The sequence below is a fragment of the uncultured Dokdonia sp. genome (genome assembly GCF_947492815.1).
Classification (GTDB): Bacteria; Bacteroidota; Bacteroidia; order Flavobacteriales; family Flavobacteriaceae; genus Dokdonia.
Genome location: NZ_CANLOB010000015.1, coordinates 12,175 through 35,956 on the forward strand (window position 1 = coordinate 12,175; position 23,782 = coordinate 35,956).

The window sequence follows — 23,782 nt, forward strand, 5'->3', positions numbered from 1 at the left end:
TCATCTCGACTGCAGGAGAGATCACACATCATACTAAGATCCCACAGATAAAATATTCACTGTTATGCGATTTCCTGCCTGCGGCAGGCAAGCTCGTCGTTCATTCTTCACGCTATCGAAATGACGAAGACAAAAGAAACTTTCTGACTCATTTACGGGTTTCCGTAACGAAGGTTGTGGGGAATTGGGTAGGTTTAGAGTTTTACAAACGCTCTGTAACGTTTAAATAAAAATTAGAAGCAATCTAAATGCAACAAACAAAAAAAATAAAACCTTTTTTAAGATGGGCTGGTGGAAAAACATGGCTCCTTAAATACATTGATGACTTTCTTCCAGGTAATATTTATAATAATTACCACGAACCATTTTTGGGTGGAGGGGCAATTTTTTTTCACTTACAACCTAATACATCAATTCTTTCAGATCTAAATCCAGAATTAATTGAATCATACATTCAAGTAAGAGATAATGTTGAAGAATTGATTAAAATATTAGAATCTTATAAGAATGATAAGGATTTTTATTATAAACTTAGAAATTCCTCACCAAGGAAAGCAGCTACAAAGGCAGCTAGGTTTATATATCTAAATAAAACTTCATTTAATGGAATTTTCAGAGTCAACTTAAAAGGTGAATATAATGTTCCTTATGGTTATAAAAAAAATTACAACGTTGATCCTGAAAATATGAGAAACGTTTCTAAGATACTAAAAAATGCAAAAATCATAAATCAAGATTTTGAAAAATCATTAGACTCAATAAAACCAAAAGATTTGATTTTTTTAGACCCTCCTTACACAGTTACACATAATGATAATGGTTTTATAAAATATAATGCAAAGCTATTTAATGAAGAATCTCAATTACGTTTAGCAAAATATATTGACAAAATTGAAGAAATAGGAGCTTATTATATTTTGACTAATGCAGCACATAAATGGGTACACAAAGTTTTTAAGAGGGACAGTAATAAAATATACACTCTCAATAGAATTAGCATAATTGGAGGAATCAATGCTGTAAGAGGAAATTATGAAGAATATTTAATATCTAATATCAAGAATTAACCTATGGCATTCCTAAAGCAAATTGCAATAGATGAGATTAAATCAAAGCTAACAAACGATCTTTCTAAACTTGGAAAGATTTATAAAGCTAAAAAAGTAATTTATGATGAAATAAGTGTGACTCATAATTTAGTTGAAGATTATTTAGATGATGATTGGGAGGTTTTCAAAATTTTAAAAACTAAAACTAGACTAAGGAAACCTAAGTCTCATAACCGTCTGTTTGAGGATGATATTTGGTGTCAATTTTATGAATTAGGGTATCGGAATATGAATTTTGATGAATCGTTCCAATTACCTTATGGAAAAGAAGAGGAAGATAGTAAACAAATAGACGTAATAGCAATTGATGATGAATCAATAATAATAATTGAATGTAAATCAAGTGAGAAACCTCGAAAACCGAAATCTTTAAAAGATGAATTCACTGCCCTTGCTACTATGTTAATTGGATTTCAAAAAACATTGAAGCAGATGTTAGGAAATACTCTAAAAATAAAATTCATATACGCTACACGAAATATAAGAATTGATCATGAAAGTGTAGATATTGAGCGCTTAAAAAAAGTAGGAGGTTTTTATTATAATGATAATACTTATAATTATATAAATTCTCTTATTAGAAACTATAAAGATGCAGCAAAGTATCAATTACTTGGAATAATTTTTAAACATCAATTAATTTCAACTGAAAGAATAGAATTACCGGCATTAGAAGGTTTCATGGGTAAAGAAAAGTATTATATGTTTTCTATTGAACCGCATCTTCTACTTAAAATGGGCTTTATATTACATAGAACAAAAGCCAATGAATCTGAAATGCCCACCTACCAACGACTTCTAGTTCCTAGTCGATTAAAAGGAATAACTAAATTTCTTGAAGCAGGAGGCTATTTCCCAAATTCAATAATTGTTAATTTTAATAAAGGTAAACATAAACTTGAATTTCAAGCTAATTCAAGAGCTAGTGATTCTAGATCTCGGGCAGGTATCTTAAAAATACCTAATGCATATGCAATTGCTTATATAATAGATGGTCAACACAGAGTCTATGGATATGCTAATTCAGATTTCAAAGCTAGCAATACTATTCCTGTAGTCGCGTTTACTAATCTAAGTTCAGTAAAGCAACTTGAAATATTCATGGATATAAATCAAAATCAAAAAGCTGTGAGTCCTAGTTTAAGACTTACTCTTGAAGAAGATCTATATTGGGGTAGTGAGATAGCAGCATCTAGAATAAAAGCACTTAAATCATCTATTGTCAAAGATTTAGGGACTCTTCCACTTAGTCCTTTAAATGGTAAAATATCTATTGGAGAAGATCATTCAAATCTTACATTCAAACCATTTTATTCCGCATTAACTAAATCAAGTCTTTTACCCATAGCAATAGGTAATAAATATCAAGAAAATACTGTAAAATATTCTCTTTATAATATTGCCCAAGGTGATCACGATAAAGCGATGAAGAACGCAAAAAAAAGAATTATTTCGTTGTTAATTCGATCTTATGAATTTGTAGAATCTAATTACCCTAATGTATTTGATGACGAAAAATCATTAATTTTATCAAATAGAGGGACTTACGCTTTCATTACACTCATCGGAAGTTTACATAAATTTGTATCTGAAAATAATTTAATTAATAGATTAACAAATGCTGAAGACAGATTTAATTCAATAGAAAAATATATCAAATCTCTATTAGAATTTATCAAAAATATTTCTGAAGAAGATCATAATAAATACCTGGTAAACTTAGGGTCTGGAGCAGATATTAAATGGTTAAGATATTTTCAAAGTATCGTAAATGAAGCTCATCAAGAATATGAACCAATAGAACTAATTGACTGGAAAGAGAGAAAAGATGAATCATTACAACTTAAAGCTCATGATTTAATCTATGACATAGAAAAGTATACGAAAACTCATGTTTTAGATACGATTAAAATTCTTTTTGGAATAGATTGGGATTTAGAAATAAATGCAATTAAAAGAGAATGTCTTAAAAGGGCTGAAGAAGAGAACGAGAGATATTATAAAGAAGGTCTAAAGAAGAAAAAAACTAAATGGACCGAAATGTTTACAATAAATGACTATAAATCAATAATTACAAAATATTGGACTAAGGTTCCAATTAATGAAAATGATCAAAAAGATTTTATAACATTTGAAAATAGGTTTACTATAGATATTGGAGATGGAATAGGAAGTAAAGCTACTAGAGTTAAATGGATTTCATACTTTAATTCATATAGAAATCTATCAGCCCATGCAGGTTCAAAAGATAAAGGACTAAACAAAGAGGAAATAGAGTTCTTACAGAAAGTTAGAGAGCATTTTTATAAATAATTATGTATTCAAAAATAATATAGACTTATATTATTACGGATACAAATCGAGAGCTAGTCAAATAATTATTAACTTCATTGAAATTCCCCCACATCTCCCCAAACATTTCCATAACTTTAATCGGTACCCAAAACTTTTTTGCGACACTTTTAAAAAAGGTACGTTATTATAGTGTAAAGGCATTAAATCAAAACTCCCGCTGAAAAGCGGGATTAGTTTAACTTACACTATTGAGTGCGTCTTACAGACTTCTCAATACTGAGTTTCACTAACAACACATCAAAACCGATTTTTGGAACAATTAGAATTAATAGAAGCATGCAAAAACAATAACCTAAAAGCACAAATGCAAGTCTATCTTAATTATAAAGATATGCTGTACAACGTGAGTTTTAGAATTGTAAAAAGCAAACAAGATGCACAAGACACCGTGCACGATGCCTTTATCAAAGCGTTCCAAAATATTTCAAAACTTGAAGACAATCATAACCTAGGCGCCTGGTTAAAACGTATTGTCATCAACTGTTCTTTAGACTTCTTACGAAAGAAAAAGAAACTCGATGACTTACAAGACTCGGTAGCGCTTCAAGAAGAGGAAGAAGACACAGATACCTTTGAAGAGACGTCTTTAAAAGTAGCCGCAGTAAAAAAAGCAATACACGCATTAAAAGACAAATACCGAATCATTATCATATTGTACCTCATTGAAGACTATTCGCATAGAGAAATCGCCGAACAATTAGGTTTAAATGAAAGTACGGTACGTAATCAATACATACGAGGAAAACGTCTTTTAATACAGCAATTGCAAAACAACGTAGAAGTATGAATGTAGAAGATTTTATAAAGAAGCACAAAGATGCCTTTGACGATCAGCAAATGCCTGACAATGCAACGTTAGATTTTGAAACGAGACTAAAAAAAGAGTTGCATACATCAAAGCGTTCCAAAAGGATACAAATGATTCGATATGTGTCTATGGCAGCAAGTCTGGTACTCGTTATTGCATTGGGATACCTTTATAATGAAAACAAAAAAGAACAATTAGAAATTAGAGACAACCTGGTGCTTGCTTTAGGAGAAGATCAAACCAATAGTACACGTTTACAAGCCATCTATGATATAGAAGATCAGTATCAAAATCAAGAAGAAGATGAAAAAATACTGCATGCCTTTTTTAAAATTCTAAAAGAAGATTCCGATAGTAATTCTAAAATAGCTGTCATAGATGCTCTTTTAAAGTTTCCTAATAATCAAAGAGTACGCAACAACCTCATTGAAGCCTTGGAAACAGAAAAAGAACCCTTAGTACAGCTGAAACTTATCAAATCGGTTTCCATTTTAAGAGAGCAACGAGCCAAAGAACCACTTAAAAAAATTATAGAAAACAAAGAATCATTACCCTTAGTAAAAGGGAACGCATCTGCCTCATTGGCCATGTTAAATCAATAAAACGAACAAAATGAAACATATTATCACACTAGTCACTTTCCTTTTCATCATAGGAACAGGATACGCACAAAAAAATGAAAAACGCATCACGTTTACAAAAGGAACCTTAAAATTATGTTCCACAGCTAATATGACCATTAGCGGATATGATGGCGATGAAGTCATCATTAAAAGCCTCAATAATAACGCAAACTATGCCTATTACAACCGTTTTGGCGAGAAATTAAAAACGCTAAAATCAACAGATTCTGTGGTATTTGGATATACATCCTTCTTTAATGAAGAGGAGAATAAAGAACTGGAAGAAGGCCTGACTCCTTTAGGAAATAAATCAAACAATCCTGCTGACAATCTGTATTTAGACATTACAGAAAAACCAGGAGAATTAATTATCAAAGATTATAATGGTATATCTAATAATCCAGGCATCATAAACACTGTCAATTTTAATAACAAATATGAAATACTCATTCCTAACTCGGTAAAACTATTATGGAATACAGAAGGATGCAAGAAGACCAATTCAAATACCTTTTTTATTACCTCTAATTCGAATGCTTGGAAATTATCAGATTTTAAAGGAGAAGCCGAGATTGCTACTTCGTATCGTTCTATCAACTTAACCGATGTAAGTGGTCCCGTCATAGCAAATACGATAGGCGGAAATATAAAAGTAGTTTTTGATAAAGTATCGCCTACAAATTTATATTCTCTAATCAGTAATGATGGATACATTGATATGACATTACCTCAAAATGCCAATGTACAACTAGATGCCACTGGAAATCGCATTTTAAGTGATATTGATTTTAAGGTTTTAAATGAAGATCTTACCGAATTTGATGGAAAAAGAATGCGACTGGAACTAAATGGAGGGAAAACCAAAATGAAACTAGATGCTAGTCAAGGAAGCATTTATCTTAGAAAAAGCAAGTAAATCATATACGTCATTCTGAATTCATTTCAGAATCTCACAGGCAGCACTAGCAAGTAAAGTTTGACAAAAATAGAGTAACACTCTAAATTAGAGTGTTACTCTATTTTTATATAAGGCGTCTAGAAAAAATGTCACTGTATACGCTCCTGCCTGCCGGCGAGGCAGGTTCACGAAATGTCATACGAAGCCTATCAAAGTAGCCTATATAGCAAAGAATTCATTTATATTACTACATTAGATACCTATTATGAATAATAGCTAAAACCATAACAGGAATTAAAAGTGAAGAAAACAGATACATCCATACATAACATTTGTATAGCTGCAATAAAAAGAAGTACGATGAAACCATTTGACTATAAATGGTCTAGGTTTTATAAATCTAACACTAACTTTCCCTATGCTGGATTAGAATTGTATTTAAAAGAAAACGAATTAATCATTTGCTCAACAGTTATCGATGATGCTAATTATAGTATTTTAACGACTCAAAAATTGATAACAAAAGAGAATGGGGTTGAAACTATTGGGAATCTAATGAATGCAATTCAAAAAAACCCTGGAGACTTTAAAGGATATAGAGGAGACCCTTTCACTTTAGGTCTATTACAACTAGAAGATGGAAATGAATTAAAGTATTTTATAGAAACAGGAAAAGCCTCCATGATCATGATACATGGAATAAGAACTTTACTCCAAACGCAAAAAATGACTATTAAAAATGTTGAGAATGTAACTCGAGTTTGGAATAAAAAAAACAAACAAAATGAAAAATAGAGTTCTATAATGGATGCATTCTGTATACGCTTTCGCGAAAGCGTATAAAACAATAATTCATTTCTACTCATTATAGCAGGAACACTATTAAGTAAAACATATCCCATCCATCATTCACCAAATACCAAAACTTCGTTAAAATTCAACCTTATTAACAAAAGCCTTCAACCCATTTTTGTAATTTTAGGAGTTATGAGATTGTTTTTAAAAATCTTTACGACGTCATTCTGAATTCATTTCAGAATCTCACAGGTATGATTCACATAATGAGATCCTGAATCAAATTCAGGATGACAACCTTAAAAGTTTTAGATGATCTCATAGAATAATCACTAAAACCACACCAAAAAATGAAGATTGCTTTCAACTATCTCATGCTATTCCTATGCGCGGTTAGCATGACACTCCATGCGCAAGAAAAACCTAAAAATCCGTATAGCGGTTTAAAATTTAGAAACATTGGTCCGGCGATGACCTCTGGGCGTATTGCAGATATTGCGATTCATCCAGAAAATGAAAACGTATGGTACGTTGCCGTAGGATCTGGAGGTATCTGGAAAACAACGAATTCTGGAACGACTTGGAAATCGCTTTTTGATAATGAAAAAGTCTATTCTATGGGATGCATCACTATTGATCCTAATAATCCAAGTACCATTTGGGCAGGATCAGGTGAAAATGTAGGAGGACGCCATGCTGGATTTGGTGATGGAATTTATGTAAGCCATAATGATGGGAAATCGTGGAAGAATATGGGATTGAAAAATTCAGAACATCTTTCTAAAATCATAGTACATCCAGAAAATTCAGATATTATATGGGTCGCTTCCCAAGGGCCGCTTTGGAGTAAAGGTGGCGAACGTGGCGTATATAAAACCATAGATGGAGGAAACACTTGGAAGCGCACCTTAGGAGATGATGCATGGGTAGGCGCTACCGATCTACTTATAGACCCAAACAACTCAGATGTACTCTATGCGGCTACATGGCAAAGACATCGTACCGTGGCTGGTTATTTAGGTGGTGGTCCCGGATCTGGATTGCATAAAAGTACCGATGGTGGAGAAACTTGGAAATCTCTTAAAAGTGGGATTCCGAAATCCAATCTTGGTAAAATAGGACTCGCTATGTCACCTTTTAATTCTGACGTGATATATGCCGCTATCGAATTAGATAGAAGAAAAGGCGGTGTGTATATGACTGCAAATGGAGGGACTACCTGGACGAAGCAATCAGATGCGGTTTCTGGAGGAACAGGACCTCATTATTATCAGGAAATTATTGCTTCCCCACATTATGAAGGAACGCTATATATGATGAATAACTCGGCGTTGATCTCTACCGATCACGGGAAGACCTTCACCAATATGAAACGATCTAATCAGCATAGTGATAGTCATGCATTGGTATTTAAAAAATCAGACCCTAATTACTTACTCATCGGAACTGATGGAGGTTTGTATGAAAGCTTTGACCATACCAATAGCTGGAAGTATGTACGCAACTTACCGATTACCCAATACTTCAAAATTGCCGTAGACGATGCCCTCCCCTTTTATAATGTATATGGAGGAACGCAAGATAACGGATCACATTCAGGTCCTTCTAGAACCATTAGCTCTGATGGAATTGCAAGTGCCGATTGGTGGAAAACATTAGGCGCCGATGGTGCGCAAACTGCTACCGAACCGGGGAATCCTAATATTAGCTATGGAGAATTCCAACAAGGAGCTCTATGGAGAATTGATCATACGACTAGAGAAACAGTATTTATTCAACCGCAAGCGCGAGAAGGAGATCCTTTTGAACGTTTCAATTGGGACGCTCCTATTGTGGTGAGTTCGCATAATCCTAAAAGACTCTATTTTGCTTCACAACGTGTTTGGAAATCTGAAAACAGAGGTGATGGATGGGAACCTATCTCTGGAGATTTAACCTTAAATCAAGAACGTGTGACTTTCCCATATTATGACAAACCACAAAGTTGGGATAATGCGTGGGATGTATACGCCATGTCAAATTACAACACCATTACTTCGCTAGCCGAGTCGCCAAAACAAGAAGGATTGTTGTATGCAGGTACAGATGATGGTCTGATTCAAGTGACCGAAAATGGAGGAGCTAGTTGGAAGAAATTTACCCTAAATACTATCAAGGGAGTACCTACAACGCCTTTTGTAAATGATGTACGCGCCGATTTATTTGATGTCAATGTTGTATATGCTGCTCTAGACAATCATAAATATGGAGATTATAAACCCTATATCATCAAGAGTACAGATAAAGGAAAAAGCTGGAAACTCATCAACGGGGATTTACCAGAAAAATTATTGATCTGGCGATTGGTACAAGATCACGTAAAGAAAGATTTATTATTTGCAGCGACAGAGTTTGGTGTATACGTTACTACAAATGGAGGTACTAACTGGATGAAATTAAAAGATGGAATGCCAACCATTCCGATCAGAGATATTACCATTCAACGACGTGAAAACGATTTGGTTGCTGGTTCGTTTGGTAGAGGAATTTTTATACTGGATGATATTACTCCGTTACGAAATTTCGCGCCAAGCATGAATACTACAGAAGCGACCTTATTTCCTGTAAAAACGGCACATTGGTATAGACAACACAATCGCGTGGGAAGTCAAGGAGATGCTGAATGGATTGCAAAAAACCCACCTTTTGGAGCTAACATCACCTATTATATGCCTAACAAAATCAAGTCTATCAAAGATCTACGAAAAGAAAAGGAAAAGAAAGGGAATGCTCAATTTCCAGGATGGGATGCTTTAGAAGACGAAAACAGACAAGACAAGCCTGCAATCTTATTGGTGATTAAAGATGCGAATGGAAAGGTTATTAATACTGTAAAAGGAACCAATAAAAAAGGCTTTAACCGTGTAAACTGGAACCTATCCTATCCTAACAAAAGTGGAGAACGTTTGCGTGCTCCAAGAGGACGTCGTGGCTTTAGAGGGCCAGGTGTTATGGTAACTCCTGGTAGTTATACAGTAACTTTAGTAAAACAAATGAATGGCACACAAACCGTATTGCAAGGACCTGAAACATTTCAAGTGGCGCCACTAATGGAAAGTACATTACCTAGAAAGTCATATCAGGAAATAGATAATTTTAGAGAAGCTGCCTTTGCCTTCCAACAAGATTTAACTGCTACTAATATTGCTTTATCTAAAAGTCAGCAAACAGTAGATGCAATGCTACGCGCTTTAAATAAAGCATCATCACCATCTAATGATTTGTATATGCGTTTACACGATGCTAAAACGGCCTTACTTGATATCGATAAAGAACTACATGGAAATCCTGTAAAAGATGAGATTGGAGAACGATCAAATCCTACAGCAAGTGATGGAAATTCTTTAGGATGGAGAGCGCTAGGAAACACCTATGGTCCAACAGACGAGCATAAAGGACTTTTGCGTAGAGTACAAAGTCAACTTAAGAAAGTAAAAGCGAAGTTAGCTCCTATCGTAAATTCGACACTTCCAGCACTTGAAAATGATTTAAAAAATGCAGGTGCACCTTGGATAGAAGGACAAGGGTTAATTAGAAATTAGATCTTCTAAACATCTTTATAACAACTAAAAACACCTCCATCTGGAGGTGTTTTTTATATCAGTTAACATAGATTTTTCTATTTTTCAATATGGGAGAATTATTTTTAAAAATCCTCTTCACATTAAATAATCGCAGTGTTTACAGGTATATGACAGATAGATGACACACATATGACGCCTTAAAAACAGGCCAATCTCCATAACTTTGTGCCAAATAAAAAACATATGGAAAATCAATCCGTTGGAAAAAACGTACTATATCAAAGAAAACTAAAAGGATACACCCAAGCTACCCTATCTGAAAAATCAGAAGTAGCTATAAGAACAATTCAACGAATTGAAAAAAACGAAGTTACACCTCAACTTCAAACCATAAAATTACTAGCAAATGCTTTAGAGATAAAAGTCGATGACTTACTACTATTAGAAAATCCGAAAGAAGAAATAGTTCAAAAAAAATGGTTGTTATTTTTACATGGGTCCCCATTCTTAGGTTTTATATTTCCATTTTCTGTTTTATTTCCACTTTTCATATGGCTTCACAAAAAAGAAGACAACGTTATTTATAACAAACACGGTATCAAAGTCATCAACTTTCAGTTAAGTATAGCTATACTATATGTTCTTGCAGCTATTGCATTGATTACTGTTGAAAAATGGGGGTTTCTATTTTTTATAACAGTACTGCCTTTTAACTTCTTAGTCATCATATTCAATGTATTTAGAGTCGTTACCTCACAAAAATGTATCTATCCACTAGCGATTCCCTTTCTAAGACAAAAAAAGAAACGTAGTAACATCAGAAAAACAATGTCATTCATTCTTATCGTTTTTATATTATTTTCTAGTTGCACTGTACACCAAGAAAAGTCTAAATATGAACAACTCTTAGATTATGAAGGAACGTATGAATATATTCAAAATACTTCCCTTCAATTAAAAGCGTCAGAAATAGACACAACGCTATATGCAGTAATAGATCATGCAAAGTATCCTTTGCGATATATCTCTTTAGATAGTTTTGTTGACATGCAAGGAAGCGCTGTCGTATTTAAAAGAAATGAACGACAAGAAATAACGGGCTATACATCAGAAGGGTTATCATTTAATCTTATAAATACACGTATTCAAAAAATAGATATGTATCCTAGAAAAGCGTTTTTTAAAAACCCTGACAACTATCAATATCAAACTCCCACAGAAGTAAATGACGGTTTAAAAACAGGTACTATTTACGAAGAATTCAAAAATCCCAAACCTATTATTAACATGGTTAAAGAAACAATCAAGGGAGAATTTCCTGAAGTACATAGTATCTTAATATATAAGAATAACAAGGTTGTACTTGAAGAATATTTTTATGGATATGATAAAGACACACCACATCAATTAAGGTCTGCAACCAAATCATTTATTGGAAGTGTTGTTGGAATTGCTGTTGATAAAGGGTTTATAAAGAGTGAGAAAGACCGTATCCTCCCCTATTTTGCTTCAAGATATCCAGAAATTGCTAATCTGGATGATCAAAAAAAAGCACTTACTGTAGAAAATTTTCTTATGTATCGTCATGGATTAGATTGTGAAGATTCAAACTCAGAAAGTAAAGGAAATGAAATGGCAATGATGCAAAGTGACAATTGGGTGAAATTTACACTAGACTTACCTATGATCTCAGCTCCTGGAAAATCATCATCATATTGTACTGGCTGTGCATTAACTCTTGGAAGTCTTGTTGAAATAGCAACTCAAAATACGATTGAAAGTTTTGCAAAAAAGCATTTATTCCAACCCCTTGGAATCTCTAATTATGAATGGACTTTTGAACCAAATAAAGCGAGTATGACTAATTTTAGTCAATTGAAATTAACTCCTAGGGATTTAATAAAATTAGCAAAAGTGTATCAAGATGATGGGAAATGGCTAGGCAAACAAGTAATTTCAGAGGATTGGGTTCATAAGACATTCAATATGAATGAAGCAGATTATGGATATTTATGGTATGAAAAACATTTCACTATCGACGGAAAAAAGTACAGATCTTATCAAGCCTCAGGCAATGGTGGACAGAAAATTAATATCTGGCCAGAACTAGATATGATTACCGTATTTACAGGCGGAAACTACAATTCATATCTACTTTATGGAAAAAGTACGCCTCCAAATAGAATGATCCCTAATTATATATTAAAAGCAACTAAATAGTACTAACTATTTTTCAACAGAACATGCCTTAAACAAAAAAACACCTCCAAATGGAGGTGTTTTTTTGTGTATATTAAAATATTTTTTAGCCCTCAGGGTGCATAAACGCTTGTTTTCCGAGAAGTTCTTCTTCAGTTTCTACATGGTCATCATCAGGAACACAACAATCTACAGGACATACTGCCGCACATTGAGGTTCTTCGTGAAACCCTTTACACTCCGTACATTTATCGGGAATGATATAATAAATCTCATCGCTTACTGGCTCTTGTGCATCGTCTGCATTGACTGCCTTTCCATTAGGTAAGACAACATTTCCTCCTAAACTTGTTCCGTCAGAATAACGCCAGTCATCGGCTCCTTCATAAATCGCTGTGTTCGGGCATTCTGGTTCGCATGCTCCACAGTTTATACATTCGTCTGTGATGATAATTGCCATAGGTTCTTTTTTCAATAACTTTGCACAAAAATAATGCCTAGCCATAGATTAGACAAGCACATATGAAATTACTAGAAAGAATTAACGCTTTTGTTCAACTTGGAGATTTTTTATCTCAATTTTCTAGAACAGAAATATCTCAAAAAAAAGGAGTTGCGCACAATGATCTTTTCTTTGATGGCTTTCAACATCAAATCAAATTGGCTGGAGAGTATAACGGTTGGTTTACAAAAGAAAATATCTTGTATGCCATAGAAGGATGGGCGTCTTCACTTACGGAATCAAACCTTACACAATGGATGACTACGTATGAGTCCGCTTTCGCGAAATCGAGTTTAGGAGATTCACGACCAGAGGGAGAGCGCAGCGATAAAGCGTATACCTCCAAAACCATTGCCGTCATCATGGCAGGAAATATCCCGCTGGTGGGTTTTCATGATTTCTTATCGGTACTCATAGCAGGGCATCAAGTAATCGTTAAACAATCGAGCAATGACAAACACCTCCTCCCCTTTCTAGCAAAGTATTTGGAATATGCTGCACCAGGTTTTAAGGGAAAAATCACATTTACAGAAGATAAATTACCTGAATACGATGCAGTCATTGCGACAGGAAGTGATAATACGGCTCGTTATTTTGAATATTATTTTGGTAAAAAACCAAATATCATTCGTAAAAACCGAAACTCAATTGCAGTGCTTACAGGTAATGAAACACCTGCTCAATTAGAAGCACTGGCTGAAGATATATTTCGTTATTATGGATTAGGCTGTCGTAATGTGTCTAAACTATATGTGCCAAAAGACTATAACTTTGACGCCTTCTTTAATGCTATCTTTACATGGAAAGACATTATCAATCAGGCAAAGTATGCTAATAATTATGATTACAATAAAGCAGTATACTTAATGAGTCTTTTTGATGTATTAGAAAATGGATTTTTAATGCTTAAAGAAGATCCAAGTTTTGGATCTCCTATTGCCACGCTGTTTTATGAACGATATGAATCTTTAGAAACTTTATATAAGACACTAGAAGATCACAAAGACAATATACAGTGTATTGTAGGTGAAACGTTGGATATAGATACCATTGCATTTGGGCAGACACAAAAACCGCAATTGCATGACTATGCTGATGGTGTAGATACCATTGCATTTTTGTTAAAAAAATAGTTTATAAATTATCATATTATCAATGCCATTGTAGCGCATTTTAGGCATCTTTGCATTGTATTTAAAAAAAGAATACCCAATGAAAAAGCATAATTTTAGCGCAGGACCTTGTATTTTACCACAAGAGGTTTTCCAAGAAGCTTCTCAAGCTATTTTAGATTTTAATAACTCTGGATTATCCATTTTAGAAATTTCACACCGAAGCAAAGACTTTGTTGATGTGATGGATGAAGCTCGTAATCTTGCACTAGAGTTACTAGGTTTAGAAGGCTTAGGATATAAAGCATTATTCCTACAAGGAGGTGCAAGTACACAGTTTTTAATGACTGCATACAATTTACTCCAAACCAAAGCAGGATATTTAAATACAGGTACTTGGAGTGACAAATCAATTAAAGAAGCAAAACTTTTTGGAGAAGTAATCGAAGTAGCTTCTAGTAAAGATGCTAATTATAAATACATTCCTAAAGGGTTTGTGTTACCAGAAGGACTGGATTATTTACATCTTACAAGTAACAATACTATTTTTGGTACGCAAATTAAGCACTTTCCTGAAGTGGATTGTCCATTAATATGTGATATGAGTAGTGATATATTTTCGCGAAAGCTAGATTTTTCAAAATTTGATATGATCTATGCTGGAGCTCAGAAAAATATGGGTCCCGCTGGAACAACACTGGTTGTTATACGAGAAGATATTTTAGGAAAAGTAACACGAGCTATTCCTAGCATGCTTGATTATAAAACACATATTAGCAAAGGAAGTATGTTTAATACGCCTTCTGTATATGCGGTATACGTATCTATGTTAACGATGAGATGGCTTAAAGCGAAAGGTGGTATCGATGCTATAGAAGAAGTAAACGACCGCAAAGCAACGCTACTTTATTCTGAAATAGAATTGAATCCTTTATTTACTGGCTTTGCTGCCAAAGAAGATCGTTCTTCTATGAATGCAACCTTCTCATTAACTGATGGAGATCTTAAAGAGACTTTTGATGCGATGTGGAAAGAAGCGGGTATCAATGGCTTAAACGGTCACAGAAGTGTAGGTGGTTATAGAGCCTCTATGTACAATGCAATGTCACTAGAAAGTGTTGGAACATTGGTAGATGTAATGAGTGAACTAGAGCGTAAAGCATAAGCAAGATTAATATAAATTGATTAACAGATTCCCGTCTTCACGGGAATGTAAATTACCCGCTTATGCGGGCATTACTATGAAAGTATTAGCAAACGATGGTGTTTCTCAAACAGGAATTGATGCACTAGAAAAAGCCGGATTTGAAGTAATTACAACTAAAGTTGCACAAGAACAACTTGCTAACTATATCAACTCAGAACAGATTGATGTGGTATTAGTACGTAGTGCAACAACGGTTCGTAAAGAAGTGATTGATGCATGCCCAAGTCTTAAAATTATAGGACGTGGTGGTGTAGGAATGGATAATATAGATGTTGCTTATGCACGTGAAAAAGGATTACATGTAATTAATACGCCAGCTGCTTCATCTGCATCGGTAGCAGAATTAGTATTTGCGCATTTATACGGAAGTGTACGTTTCTTATATGCAGCAAATAGAGATATGCCACTAGATGGAGATTCAAAGTTTAAAGATCTTAAAAAAGCATACGCAAAAGGAACTGAACTTAGAGGTAAAACACTGGGTATTATAGGGTTTGGGCGTATTGGGCAAGAGGTCGCAAAAATTGCTATTGGATGTGGAATGAATGTCATTGCGAGTGATCCATTTATGGAAAAAGCAACGATTGATCTTTCTTTCTTTGATGGACAGTCACTATCATTTACAGTTGAAACAATTGCAAAAGAAGAAATTTTAAAGCAATCTGATTTTATTACACTTCATGTTCCTGCTCAAAAAGAGTATGTGATTGGAAAGGGTGAACTTGCACTTATGAAAAATGGTGCTGGTATTGTAAATGCAGCTAGAGGTGGTGTGATAGATGAAGTAGCACTTATTGATGCATTAGACAAAGGAAAGCTATCATTTGCAGCATTAGATGTATTTGAAAACGAACCAAAGCCAGCAATTCAGGTATTAATGAATCCTAGAGTATCATTGACTCCGCATATTGGTGCTGCTACACAACAAGCACAAGACCGTATTGGTACAGAGCTTGCAGATCAGATTATAAATATTCTAAAATAACAATACAGCTACGCATAAAAATAAAAAACCAGCATTTCTGCTGGTTTTTTTTATACATACATATTTAAATCATATCATAAAGAACTTATTTACCACAATTATTATCCTATAAAAACCACATCCTAATGTTAAAAACATGTATGACAAGCGTCAAACAATCACACTTATAAATAACTATATGTAAGGATGTTAAAATAAAAATCGATAAAATCTACTCAATTTCAAAAACAAAACATCGATAAAAAACACTTTTTTATCGATAAAATGCATTTTTAAACTTATAAACCTACTTTCCCTTAAATATTTCGTAAATTGAAATCATTAATAACTTAAAACAATATAAAGGATGTCAGGATTACTAGACTTATTAAATAGCCCAATGGGAAAGCAGATTATTAGTGGAGTGAGTGGGTCTACGGGTCAATCAGAAAGTGATACAGGTAATCTATTAAGTATGGCAATGCCAGTACTTATGGGTGCCATGAAAAAAAATGTACAAACGCAAGATGGAGCTGCAGGATTAATGGGAGCGTTATCAGGAAAGCATGATGGTAGTATATTAGACAATCTAGGAGGTCTTTTTCAAGGAGGTGTAGATGAGAGTGTTCAAAAAGATGGTGAAGGAATTTTAGGACACCTTTTAGGAGGAAATCGTCCTACTGTAGAAAATGCTTTAAGCCAGAAATCAGGAATGGATGCTGGATCTGTAAGTCAGATTCTTAAAGTAGCTGCTCCAATTTTAATGGGAGTATTAGGAAAGCAAACACGTCAGGCAGGTGTTAGTGATGCAAATGGAATGAATGCACTATTAGGCGGAATGTTAGGTGGACAACCAAAAGAAAACCAAAGCTTAATCTCCTCATTATTAGATGCAGATGGTGATGGAAGCATTTTAGATGATGTCGCTGGAATGGTATTTAACAGTGGAGGAAAACAAGGAGGAATCGGCGGATTATTAGGAGGTCTCTTCGGAAAATAAATCGTACTTAACCTAGTTCGGTATATGGAATCACATACTATTTCGGTAGTATGTGATTTTTTTTGTTTGAATAAGACTCATTGATTTACAGTTTTTTAAAAACAATCACTTCTATGCGCGAACAACCTGAGTTTACAGTATTTGATAGTGAGTATAAAAAAATAGGAGCAAAATTACTTTCTATAGATCCTCAGAATCCATATACAAACTATTATCAAACTAAGAATGTTATAGACAGTACTACATACTATTACAAAAGAATTGCTACTGCAGAGAACTTCTCTCCTTGCTGATATACCAATGAAGCAAAACAATGGCTCGAAAGCCAAAATTAAAATCAATATAATTACTCAAGATTTTTATTGCCATCTTGAGTGATTTTCTATACATATACCAATCTACTCATTGAAACGCCTCATTCCCTCATTTATCATTTTACGAATCACGTAAGTACTATAGTTTTGTTAACGACAAAAAGCAGCAATGATACTGCTTTTCATTAACACAAATTTTGAACTAAAATCAGTACATTTAAGATTATTATTATGAAAAAGATATTTTACACCTTATTACTCGCCACCTTTATTATAGGATGCGCTACCACCAATACAAAAAATGATATTGCAAATACTGCTGGAGATACTTCTGATACAGTACGTATTGCAAATGACAGTTTAGAATTTGAAATTCTTATCATAGAGCCAGGATTTAATAATTGGTTAGTAACACAACAACCCAGAGGATATTACGAGCAGAACTATTTAGAAAACAGAAACCTCATCCGTGTAATAGAGTATAATAATCGTGTACTTGAAAGTTCGCGTTTTGATCCTAACATTTACTTACAGCAAATAAATTATGAACGAGGTGTAGATTATGGATATGAAGTAAACTATTTATTACATAATTGGTTCATTTTTTTTGAAAGACGTTATGAGCAAAAGCTACGATAGTTGTATTTTTGTTCTGTGATACAGAATATCAAAAATCGTTGGGAAATAACTCAAAATTGGCAATTCATCCATATTATTCTTGGTTTGATTGCCACTTTTTTTTCTGCATACCTCATCTCAAAAGGTATTATAGCATCTATTTCTATTCAAAATGAAATCTACGTACTCGTTGCGATTAGTGTATGTACACTACTTATTGCTTTTATTTTATTAAAAATCACATTTTGGCTATTTAAAAAATTATATAAGCGTTGGAATGTCACACAACGATGGCAATTAATAGCGATGTTTCTAGTCTTTGCCGTTACAGGAACTACAGCAGGTAAAATTTCTGATCCGTTAATGGAATTAATAGGACTTACAAAAGAAACAACGAATGGATGGATTTACTGGCCTGTTAGAATTGTGTTAATTTTCCCAATATATCAAGTTTTATTAGTGATCTTTGGCTGGATATTTGGTCAATACAATTTTTTTAAGCAATTTGCGATCAAAATGGCCTCACGTATGGGGTTTAAATTTTTGTTTAGAAAGTAAGTTTGCATATATATCGTTCACATATTATCAAAAACGTATCGGCAATTGCCTTGATTCTTTTTTTGTTGCTACCTTCAGTAGTGAACTTTGTACATAGTGCAGAAAATCATGATCATAGTGATCAATGTAAAAACAAATCTAATACACATATACACGAAAAAGAGCTAGACTGCTGTCTCTGTGATGTTACACTCTTAAATAATGGAGTCTTTAACATTTCTAAAGAAATCGTGTTTATAAGCTATCAGGATGTCCCTGAACAAACTATTCATACACAAACGGTATATCTTTCTGTATATCGTACTACAGAATCACGAGGTCCTCCCGCTTGTTAATAATAAGTCATATTACGCTTTAAATTAACAAATTATTCACCCATGAAATTTTTCATTGTACTCTGTACATTTACGTACAGTAGTATAAGTATAGCACAAAACTGCACTTATACACTTACTGGTTATGTTATTGATTTACACGATCAAGAAACACTTACTGATGCAATACTCAGTATAGAAGAGCTAGGTAATACCATAAAAACAAATGCAAAAGGCAAGTATACTTTTGATGATTTGTGTAATGGCGCCACTTATACCATACGTGTATCACACCCCTTATGTAATACACAAACTATTAACGTAACCATTAATGGAGATACAGAACGTACCATAAATATGGAACACCACTTAGAAGAATTAGGGGAAATTTCAATCACTGGAGAAGCTCAAAAAAATGGCGGAAAAACGGCTATTGAATCTCAAGTATCCAATGAAGCTATCCAAGCTAATAGTGCGGGTTCGTTAGGAGATGCTTTAAACCAGTTAAGTGGTGTTTCTTCTTTAAATACTGGTAATACTGTGGTAAAACCTGTAATTCAAGGATTACACAGTAGTCGTGTCATATTAATTACAGAAGGTACACGATTGCAAGATCAAGAATGGGGTGTTGAACATGCTCCCAATGTAGATTTGAATAATGCAGGAAGCATTTCTGTAATAAAAGGAGCAGCCGGATTACAATATGGAGGTGATGCTGTAGGAGGAACAATTATTGTAAATCCTAGACGTATTCCAATATCAGACAGTTTATATGGAGAAACTCTTCTTACAGGAGTATCTAATGGTCGTGGCGGTAGTGTAACAACAACCCTTACCAAATCATACAATTCAGGATGGTATGGTAGCATTCAAGGAACCATAAAACGTTTTGGAGATTTTGAGGCGCCAGACTATATATTAAGTAATACAGGAGCTTTTGAACGTAATGCTGCTATACGTTTTGGAGTAAATAAATATTCTTATGGTGTTGAAGCCAGCTATTCTATTTACAATAATAGATTAGGAATTTTACGTTCATCACATGTAGGAAGTGCAGCCGACCTTGCCAATGCTATTAATAGTGATAGACCTTTATTTATAGAAGACTTCACGTATGATATCAATCCGCCGAGACAGGAAGTAAAACATCAAGTAGCAAGACTCAATGCCTATAAAAGTTTTGATAATATCGGAAAGTTTAGTTTTCAATATGATTATCAACAAAACAATAGACTTGAATTTGATATTAGACGTGACAGTGAAGATGTTCGGCCTGCGATAGATCTAGAATTAAGTACACACAGTGCCACACTAGATTTTGATTATACTGCAGATAATACCATTGATGCTAAGATTGGACTATTAGCACGCTTACAAACTAATTTTCCTGACCCTGCCACAGGGATACGCAGATTAATTCCTGATTATGATCGTTTTGATTTTGGCGTATACGCATTAGCCTCTAAAACATTAGAAGCCTTGACTATTGAAGGGGGGCTTCGCTATGATTATAACTTTATAGATGCACAAAAGTTTTACCGTACTTCCTTTTGGGAAGCGAGAGGATACGATGAGTTATTTCCAGAATTAGTCGTTGAAGATCTAGGCACGCAACTATTGACAAATCCTGAATTTACCTTTCATAACATATCAGCTACTGCAGGTGTTGGGTATGATTTTAATGATACTTATAACATTACAGCAAATTATGCGCTCTCAAGTAGAGCCCCTAACCCATCTGAATTATTTAGTGATGGGTTACATCAAAGTGCTGCTCGTATTGAACTAGGAGATATTCGTTTTGATCAAGAAACCTCTAATAAAATTTCTATTGCGCTTTCGCGAAAAAGTACCCAGTGGTCTTTTACTGTTGCACCGTTTGCCAATTACATTTCAGATTTTATCTTAATAGAACCTACAGGAAGTCAGCAATCATTACGTGGTAATTTTCAGGTTTGGGAATACCGTCAGACCGATGCACGATTGCTCGGGGTAGATATCGATAATGAATTTCGCGTAAGCGAGCATATTAGTATTAACAATCAACTATCTGTTGTTAAAGGACAGGATACCACTTTAGATCTACCACTCATTAATATTCCGCCTGTAAATACTACAAATCGCGTAACCTATACAAATAAGAAATGGCACAATTTAAAAATAACTGCAGAGAGCTATTACGCATTTAGACAAAATGAATTTCCAGACAATAATTTTGAAATTTTTATTGTCGAAACCGATAGCAATGTACTGGTAGATGTAAGTACACCTCCAGAGGCATATCATTTAATTAATCTAAGAGGACAACTTGACTTTGAAGTAAGTAACACATCTACTTTACAAGTAGCATTAGCCGTTACAAACTTATTTGATACTTCCTACCGTAACTACTTAAACAGACAACGCTTTTTTGCCGATGACCTTGGTAGAAATGTAAGTTTGCAATTGAAAATAAACTATTAAACCTATTAAACAATTAAATTAAAAACAATTATTATGAAAACTATTAAATCTATGAAGACCTTTATGATCGCATTAGCAGCAGGAATTATTGCAATTTCTTGTTCTAGTGATGATGATAATACCCCACCAGAAGTAATTAATGAAGAAGAAGTAATTACAACCCTAAGAGTACAATTAACAAATACTGCTGGAAATGTAACGTTGCAAAGTGTAGATAGTGATGGTGAAGATGGACCAAACCCTCCTGTAATTACAATTGTAGGAGACATTATGGCGAACACTACCTATAATGGTACTGTAGCATTCTTAAATGAAACTGAATCACCAGCCGAAGATATTACAGAAGAAGTAGAAGAAGAAGATGATGAGCATCAAGTTTTCTATACACCTGCTGCAGGTCTTAATATCACTACAGAGTATGGTAACTTTGATGGTGATGGTAACCCATTGGGAACTGTATTTACATTAACAACGGGAGATGCAAGTGATGGTAACTTCACCGTAACACTTCGTCACGAGCCTACAAAACCAAACACAGGTCTTGCTGATGCTGGTGGAGAAACCGATATCGAAGTTACATTTGCTGTAACTGTTCAATAAAGATAAATATTTTGATTAGTAAGGCGGTTACATTTTTGATTAGTAACCACACCGTAACCGCCTTCATTCAAAATAGAATATCTAGTATTAGTAAAAAAGACTAATACAGAAGTAATTTTCATTTAATTACTGTATTACATTTTTATATATTTTGATTAGCAAGGCGGTTACATTTTAATTAGGAACTATACCGTAATCGCCTTCATTCAAAATAGCATACTATTCTAATTTTAGCTGTAATCAATTATAAGCTTTCGCGAAAAATTATACTGAATCTTTCTTCTTTGATTCATTTTAAAGTGACAAGATAATAATTTATCTGTTAACTAATATCTAACTACACATACTCCAAAAAGAAATCTGGTTCAGGTCGTACTCGATAATTATCGGTTACATCAGCAAATTGAATCACCCCATCTTTATCTGTAATAATCACGGTAGGCAACACCGTATCACTATCATATCCTAACGCTTGAAATCCAAAAGGAATCCCATTTTTAGACGCAATCGCTAATTGTTTAGCTACTCTATTATTTACATCTGTTAGAAAGTGAAATTGTAGCCCATGTTTCTTTGCGAGTTTTTCCGAAAATCCATGCGGTTGCGGACTCACAAAAACCATATTCACTCCTTTTTCTTCAAGGGTTTTGTATTGAGCTACTAGCTCTTTGATTTGCGCCATACATAACGGACACCAATTCCCTCTATAAAACAAATAAATTGCTGGACTTCCTAAAAAAGAGGATGAAGAGACATGTGCTCTTTGAGAATTCTCAAGAGTAAACTCAGGAAGCCTATTCCCTACCCTAATTACTGATGTATCTCGATTACGAAATACAGAATACCAAAAAAGATACAAACACCATCCTAGTACGAGAATACTTAAAAAAATAAACTCTTTGATCTCTAAAGTCATATATCCAATAAGACTTAGTATAACTCCGATCAAAATTGTAATTGTATACGGGATTAAAAAGGTATTTGTTCTTGCTCTTGGTACTATAAACAATCCAAGAAAAAAAACAACAATTGGAATTGATGTAATCATGATTCCTAGAGATCCTAATTGTGTCTCATTCTGTATCATTTCCCAAGTATACTTTACCGTTATAAATAAGGCAAACACAGGAAAAACAGATACGAAAATAGATTTAAGTAAATTTTGCATAAAGATTCATTTGAAAACTAAGTAGTAAGATTTAGAAGTTCATTACATTATTTTCCCAAGCATTCTTTCTATTCTTTTTCCAGCCTCTACTTGTGAAATTCCATGGTAATAATCTCTAACAAATGGATGATCAAAACTTTCATGAGGAAAAATTTCAGGTCTTTGATTTCCACTTTTTGTGATAACATCACAAGGAATAGATAAGGTATTATCATATTCTGGAATGTGACTACACAACCAGCCGAAATATCCAGTCTCATGATTTTCATTCATAAAATTGGTTTTATAATCTAAGAAACTCTTTTCGCTTAACGATACCCAAAGTCCATAGTCCAAATCTTCACAAGTGTTATTTACTTTTTGGGTTAATGTCACTCTTATAAATCTATCTATCTGATCTTCAAGATGAATCTCGCAAAAGTCTGTCGTTAATTTTCCAATGATTTCTTTTTCTTCGGCAGTTAAATTGTGATACTTATAAGGTGATTTAAACCCTAAAGCTGGCCAGTCTGAATGCACCTGTCCACATTCAACACATTTAAATGCTGTCGATATATGTTTCTTTCGTTTCCAGAACATTAGATCTGTCGTTTTATTACAGAAAGTATACTT

General features: G+C 33.9%; 21 protein-coding genes. 18 read left to right on the forward strand and 3 right to left on the reverse strand.

What is annotated here, in order from left to right; translation table 11 throughout:
* Nucleotides 1-248: 248 nt before the first annotated feature.
* The 8 genes from Q1A01_RS13990 to Q1A01_RS14025 all read left to right on the forward strand — a co-directional run bounded on the left by Q1A01_RS13990 (nucleotide 249) and on the right by Q1A01_RS14025 (nucleotide 12,371).
* Nucleotides 249-1,067 (forward strand): Dam family site-specific DNA-(adenine-N6)-methyltransferase, encoded by an 819-nt coding sequence (locus tag Q1A01_RS13990; RefSeq protein ID WP_299681991.1) that lies wholly within the window; start codon nucleotides 249-251, stop codon nucleotides 1,065-1,067.
* A 3-nt stretch (nucleotides 1,068-1,070) separates the two neighbouring features.
* Entirely contained in the window at nucleotides 1,071-3,422 is a 2,352-nt protein-coding gene (locus Q1A01_RS13995; RefSeq protein WP_299681994.1) for a DGQHR domain-containing protein, read from the forward strand.
* A gap of 292 nt (nucleotides 3,423-3,714) precedes the next feature.
* Complete coding sequence (locus Q1A01_RS14000; protein ID WP_299681997.1) at nucleotides 3,715-4,251, forward strand: RNA polymerase sigma factor; 537 nt, start codon at nucleotides 3,715-3,717, stop codon at nucleotides 4,249-4,251.
* Nucleotides 4,248-4,874: a HEAT repeat domain-containing protein gene (locus Q1A01_RS14005; RefSeq protein ID WP_299682000.1), complete on the forward strand. Its 627-nt coding sequence runs from the start codon at nucleotides 4,248-4,250 to the stop codon at nucleotides 4,872-4,874. The genes Q1A01_RS14000 and Q1A01_RS14005 overlap by 4 nt, the downstream gene beginning before the upstream one ends.
* Before the next feature lie 10 nt (nucleotides 4,875-4,884).
* Nucleotides 4,885-5,811, forward strand: coding sequence for a DUF4097 family beta strand repeat-containing protein (locus tag Q1A01_RS14010; RefSeq protein WP_299682003.1), 927 nt, complete (start codon nucleotides 4,885-4,887; stop codon nucleotides 5,809-5,811).
* Nucleotides 5,812-6,153: 342 nt separating this feature from the next.
* Nucleotides 6,154-6,588, forward strand: coding sequence for a hypothetical protein (locus Q1A01_RS14015; RefSeq protein ID WP_299682005.1), 435 nt, complete (start codon nucleotides 6,154-6,156; stop codon nucleotides 6,586-6,588).
* A 350-nt stretch (nucleotides 6,589-6,938) separates the two neighbouring features.
* The gene (locus Q1A01_RS14020; RefSeq protein WP_299682009.1) at nucleotides 6,939-10,169 is read left to right on the forward strand and encodes a glycosyl hydrolase; all 3,231 of its coding nucleotides are present in this window, start codon (nucleotides 6,939-6,941) and stop codon (nucleotides 10,167-10,169) included.
* A 225-nt stretch (nucleotides 10,170-10,394) separates the two neighbouring features.
* Nucleotides 10,395-12,371, forward strand: coding sequence for a DUF4870 domain-containing protein (locus Q1A01_RS14025; RefSeq protein WP_299682012.1), 1,977 nt, complete (start codon nucleotides 10,395-10,397; stop codon nucleotides 12,369-12,371).
* Between the two features lie 85 nt (nucleotides 12,372-12,456).
* Here the strand turns inward: Q1A01_RS14025 and Q1A01_RS14030 are convergent, their stop codons facing one another.
* Nucleotides 12,457-12,810, reverse strand: coding sequence for a 4Fe-4S dicluster domain-containing protein (locus Q1A01_RS14030; protein WP_299682015.1), 354 nt, complete (start codon nucleotides 12,808-12,810; stop codon nucleotides 12,457-12,459).
* Nucleotides 12,811-12,872: 62 nt separating this feature from the next.
* Here Q1A01_RS14030 and Q1A01_RS14035 point away from each other — a divergent pair, with 62 nt between their 5' ends.
* From Q1A01_RS14035 to Q1A01_RS14080, 10 genes are all read left to right on the forward strand, one after another.
* The gene (locus tag Q1A01_RS14035) at nucleotides 12,873-13,985 is read left to right on the forward strand and encodes an acyl-CoA reductase (RefSeq protein ID WP_299682018.1); all 1,113 of its coding nucleotides are present in this window, start codon (nucleotides 12,873-12,875) and stop codon (nucleotides 13,983-13,985) included.
* A gap of 79 nt (nucleotides 13,986-14,064) precedes the next feature.
* A complete protein-coding gene (serC, locus tag Q1A01_RS14040; protein ID WP_299682021.1) occupies nucleotides 14,065-15,129 on the forward strand; it encodes a 3-phosphoserine/phosphohydroxythreonine transaminase in 1,065 nt (354 codons plus the stop codon).
* Nucleotides 15,130-15,205: 76 nt separating this feature from the next.
* Nucleotides 15,206-16,156 (forward strand): D-2-hydroxyacid dehydrogenase, encoded by a 951-nt coding sequence (locus Q1A01_RS14045; RefSeq protein WP_299682024.1) that lies wholly within the window; start codon nucleotides 15,206-15,208, stop codon nucleotides 16,154-16,156.
* Nucleotides 16,157-16,502: 346 nt separating this feature from the next.
* Entirely contained in the window at nucleotides 16,503-17,135 is a 633-nt protein-coding gene (locus tag Q1A01_RS14050; RefSeq protein WP_299682027.1) for a DUF937 domain-containing protein, read from the forward strand.
* A gap of 113 nt (nucleotides 17,136-17,248) precedes the next feature.
* Nucleotides 17,249-17,428, forward strand: coding sequence for a hypothetical protein (locus Q1A01_RS14055; RefSeq protein ID WP_299682030.1), 180 nt, complete (start codon nucleotides 17,249-17,251; stop codon nucleotides 17,426-17,428).
* A gap of 252 nt (nucleotides 17,429-17,680) precedes the next feature.
* A complete protein-coding gene (locus Q1A01_RS14060; protein WP_299682033.1) occupies nucleotides 17,681-18,088 on the forward strand; it encodes a DUF6146 family protein in 408 nt (135 codons plus the stop codon).
* 15 nt (nucleotides 18,089-18,103) lie between these two features.
* On the forward strand, nucleotides 18,104-18,625 hold the full coding sequence (locus Q1A01_RS14065; protein ID WP_299682036.1) for a DUF6787 family protein: 522 nt from the start codon (nucleotides 18,104-18,106) through the stop codon (nucleotides 18,623-18,625).
* 80 nt (nucleotides 18,626-18,705) lie between these two features.
* Nucleotides 18,706-18,960, forward strand: coding sequence for a hypothetical protein (locus tag Q1A01_RS14070; protein WP_299682039.1), 255 nt, complete (start codon nucleotides 18,706-18,708; stop codon nucleotides 18,958-18,960).
* Nucleotides 18,961-19,002: 42 nt separating this feature from the next.
* The gene (locus tag Q1A01_RS14075; protein WP_299682042.1) at nucleotides 19,003-21,402 is read left to right on the forward strand and encodes a TonB-dependent receptor; all 2,400 of its coding nucleotides are present in this window, start codon (nucleotides 19,003-19,005) and stop codon (nucleotides 21,400-21,402) included.
* A 33-nt stretch (nucleotides 21,403-21,435) separates the two neighbouring features.
* Entirely contained in the window at nucleotides 21,436-22,002 is a 567-nt protein-coding gene (locus tag Q1A01_RS14080; protein WP_299682045.1) for a type 1 periplasmic binding fold superfamily protein, read from the forward strand.
* A 337-nt stretch (nucleotides 22,003-22,339) separates the two neighbouring features.
* On the opposite strand, the gene Q1A01_RS14085 is transcribed toward Q1A01_RS14080, so the two are convergent.
* Both Q1A01_RS14085 and Q1A01_RS14090 read right to left on the reverse strand, forming a co-directional pair.
* Nucleotides 22,340-23,170, reverse strand: coding sequence for a peroxiredoxin family protein (locus tag Q1A01_RS14085; protein WP_299682048.1), 831 nt, complete (start codon nucleotides 23,168-23,170; stop codon nucleotides 22,340-22,342).
* 42 nt (nucleotides 23,171-23,212) lie between these two features.
* Nucleotides 23,213-23,749, reverse strand: coding sequence for a DUF2199 domain-containing protein (locus Q1A01_RS14090; protein WP_299682051.1), 537 nt, complete (start codon nucleotides 23,747-23,749; stop codon nucleotides 23,213-23,215).
* Nucleotides 23,750-23,782: the final 33 nt, after the last annotated feature.

Excerpts from the sequence above, each read along its gene's own strand:
- Q1A01_RS14010 (WP_299682003.1), top strand. The coding sequence starts at position 4,885 with ATGAAACATATTATCACACTAGTCACTTTCCTTTTCATCATAGGAACA.
- Q1A01_RS14030 (WP_299682015.1), bottom strand. The coding sequence starts at position 12,810 with ATGGCAATTATCATCACAGACGAATGTATAAACTGTGGAGCATGCGAA.
- Q1A01_RS14055 (WP_299682030.1), top strand. The coding sequence starts at position 17,249 with ATGCGCGAACAACCTGAGTTTACAGTATTTGATAGTGAGTATAAAAAA.
- Q1A01_RS13995 (WP_299681994.1), top strand. The coding sequence starts at position 1,071 with ATGGCATTCCTAAAGCAAATTGCAATAGATGAGATTAAATCAAAGCTA.
- Q1A01_RS14015 (WP_299682005.1), top strand. The coding sequence starts at position 6,154 with ATGAAACCATTTGACTATAAATGGTCTAGGTTTTATAAATCTAACACT.
- Q1A01_RS13990 (WP_299681991.1), top strand. The coding sequence starts at position 249 with ATGCAACAAACAAAAAAAATAAAACCTTTTTTAAGATGGGCTGGTGGA.
- Q1A01_RS14080 (WP_299682045.1), top strand. The coding sequence starts at position 21,436 with ATGAAAACTATTAAATCTATGAAGACCTTTATGATCGCATTAGCAGCA.
- Q1A01_RS14035 (WP_299682018.1), top strand. The coding sequence starts at position 12,873 with ATGAAATTACTAGAAAGAATTAACGCTTTTGTTCAACTTGGAGATTTT.
- Q1A01_RS14060 (WP_299682033.1), top strand. The coding sequence starts at position 17,681 with ATGAAAAAGATATTTTACACCTTATTACTCGCCACCTTTATTATAGGA.
- Q1A01_RS14020 (WP_299682009.1), top strand. The coding sequence starts at position 6,939 with ATGAAGATTGCTTTCAACTATCTCATGCTATTCCTATGCGCGGTTAGC.
- Q1A01_RS14090 (WP_299682051.1), bottom strand. The coding sequence starts at position 23,749 with ATGTTCTGGAAACGAAAGAAACATATATCGACAGCATTTAAATGTGTT.
- Q1A01_RS14075 (WP_299682042.1), top strand. The coding sequence starts at position 19,003 with ATGAAATTTTTCATTGTACTCTGTACATTTACGTACAGTAGTATAAGT.
- Q1A01_RS14050 (WP_299682027.1), top strand. The coding sequence starts at position 16,503 with ATGTCAGGATTACTAGACTTATTAAATAGCCCAATGGGAAAGCAGATT.
- Q1A01_RS14045 (WP_299682024.1), top strand. The coding sequence starts at position 15,206 with ATGAAAGTATTAGCAAACGATGGTGTTTCTCAAACAGGAATTGATGCA.
- Q1A01_RS14085 (WP_299682048.1), bottom strand. The coding sequence starts at position 23,170 with ATGCAAAATTTACTTAAATCTATTTTCGTATCTGTTTTTCCTGTGTTT.
- serC (WP_299682021.1), top strand. The coding sequence starts at position 14,065 with ATGAAAAAGCATAATTTTAGCGCAGGACCTTGTATTTTACCACAAGAG.
- Q1A01_RS14025 (WP_299682012.1), top strand. The coding sequence starts at position 10,395 with ATGGAAAATCAATCCGTTGGAAAAAACGTACTATATCAAAGAAAACTA.
- Q1A01_RS14005 (WP_299682000.1), top strand. The coding sequence starts at position 4,248 with ATGAATGTAGAAGATTTTATAAAGAAGCACAAAGATGCCTTTGACGAT.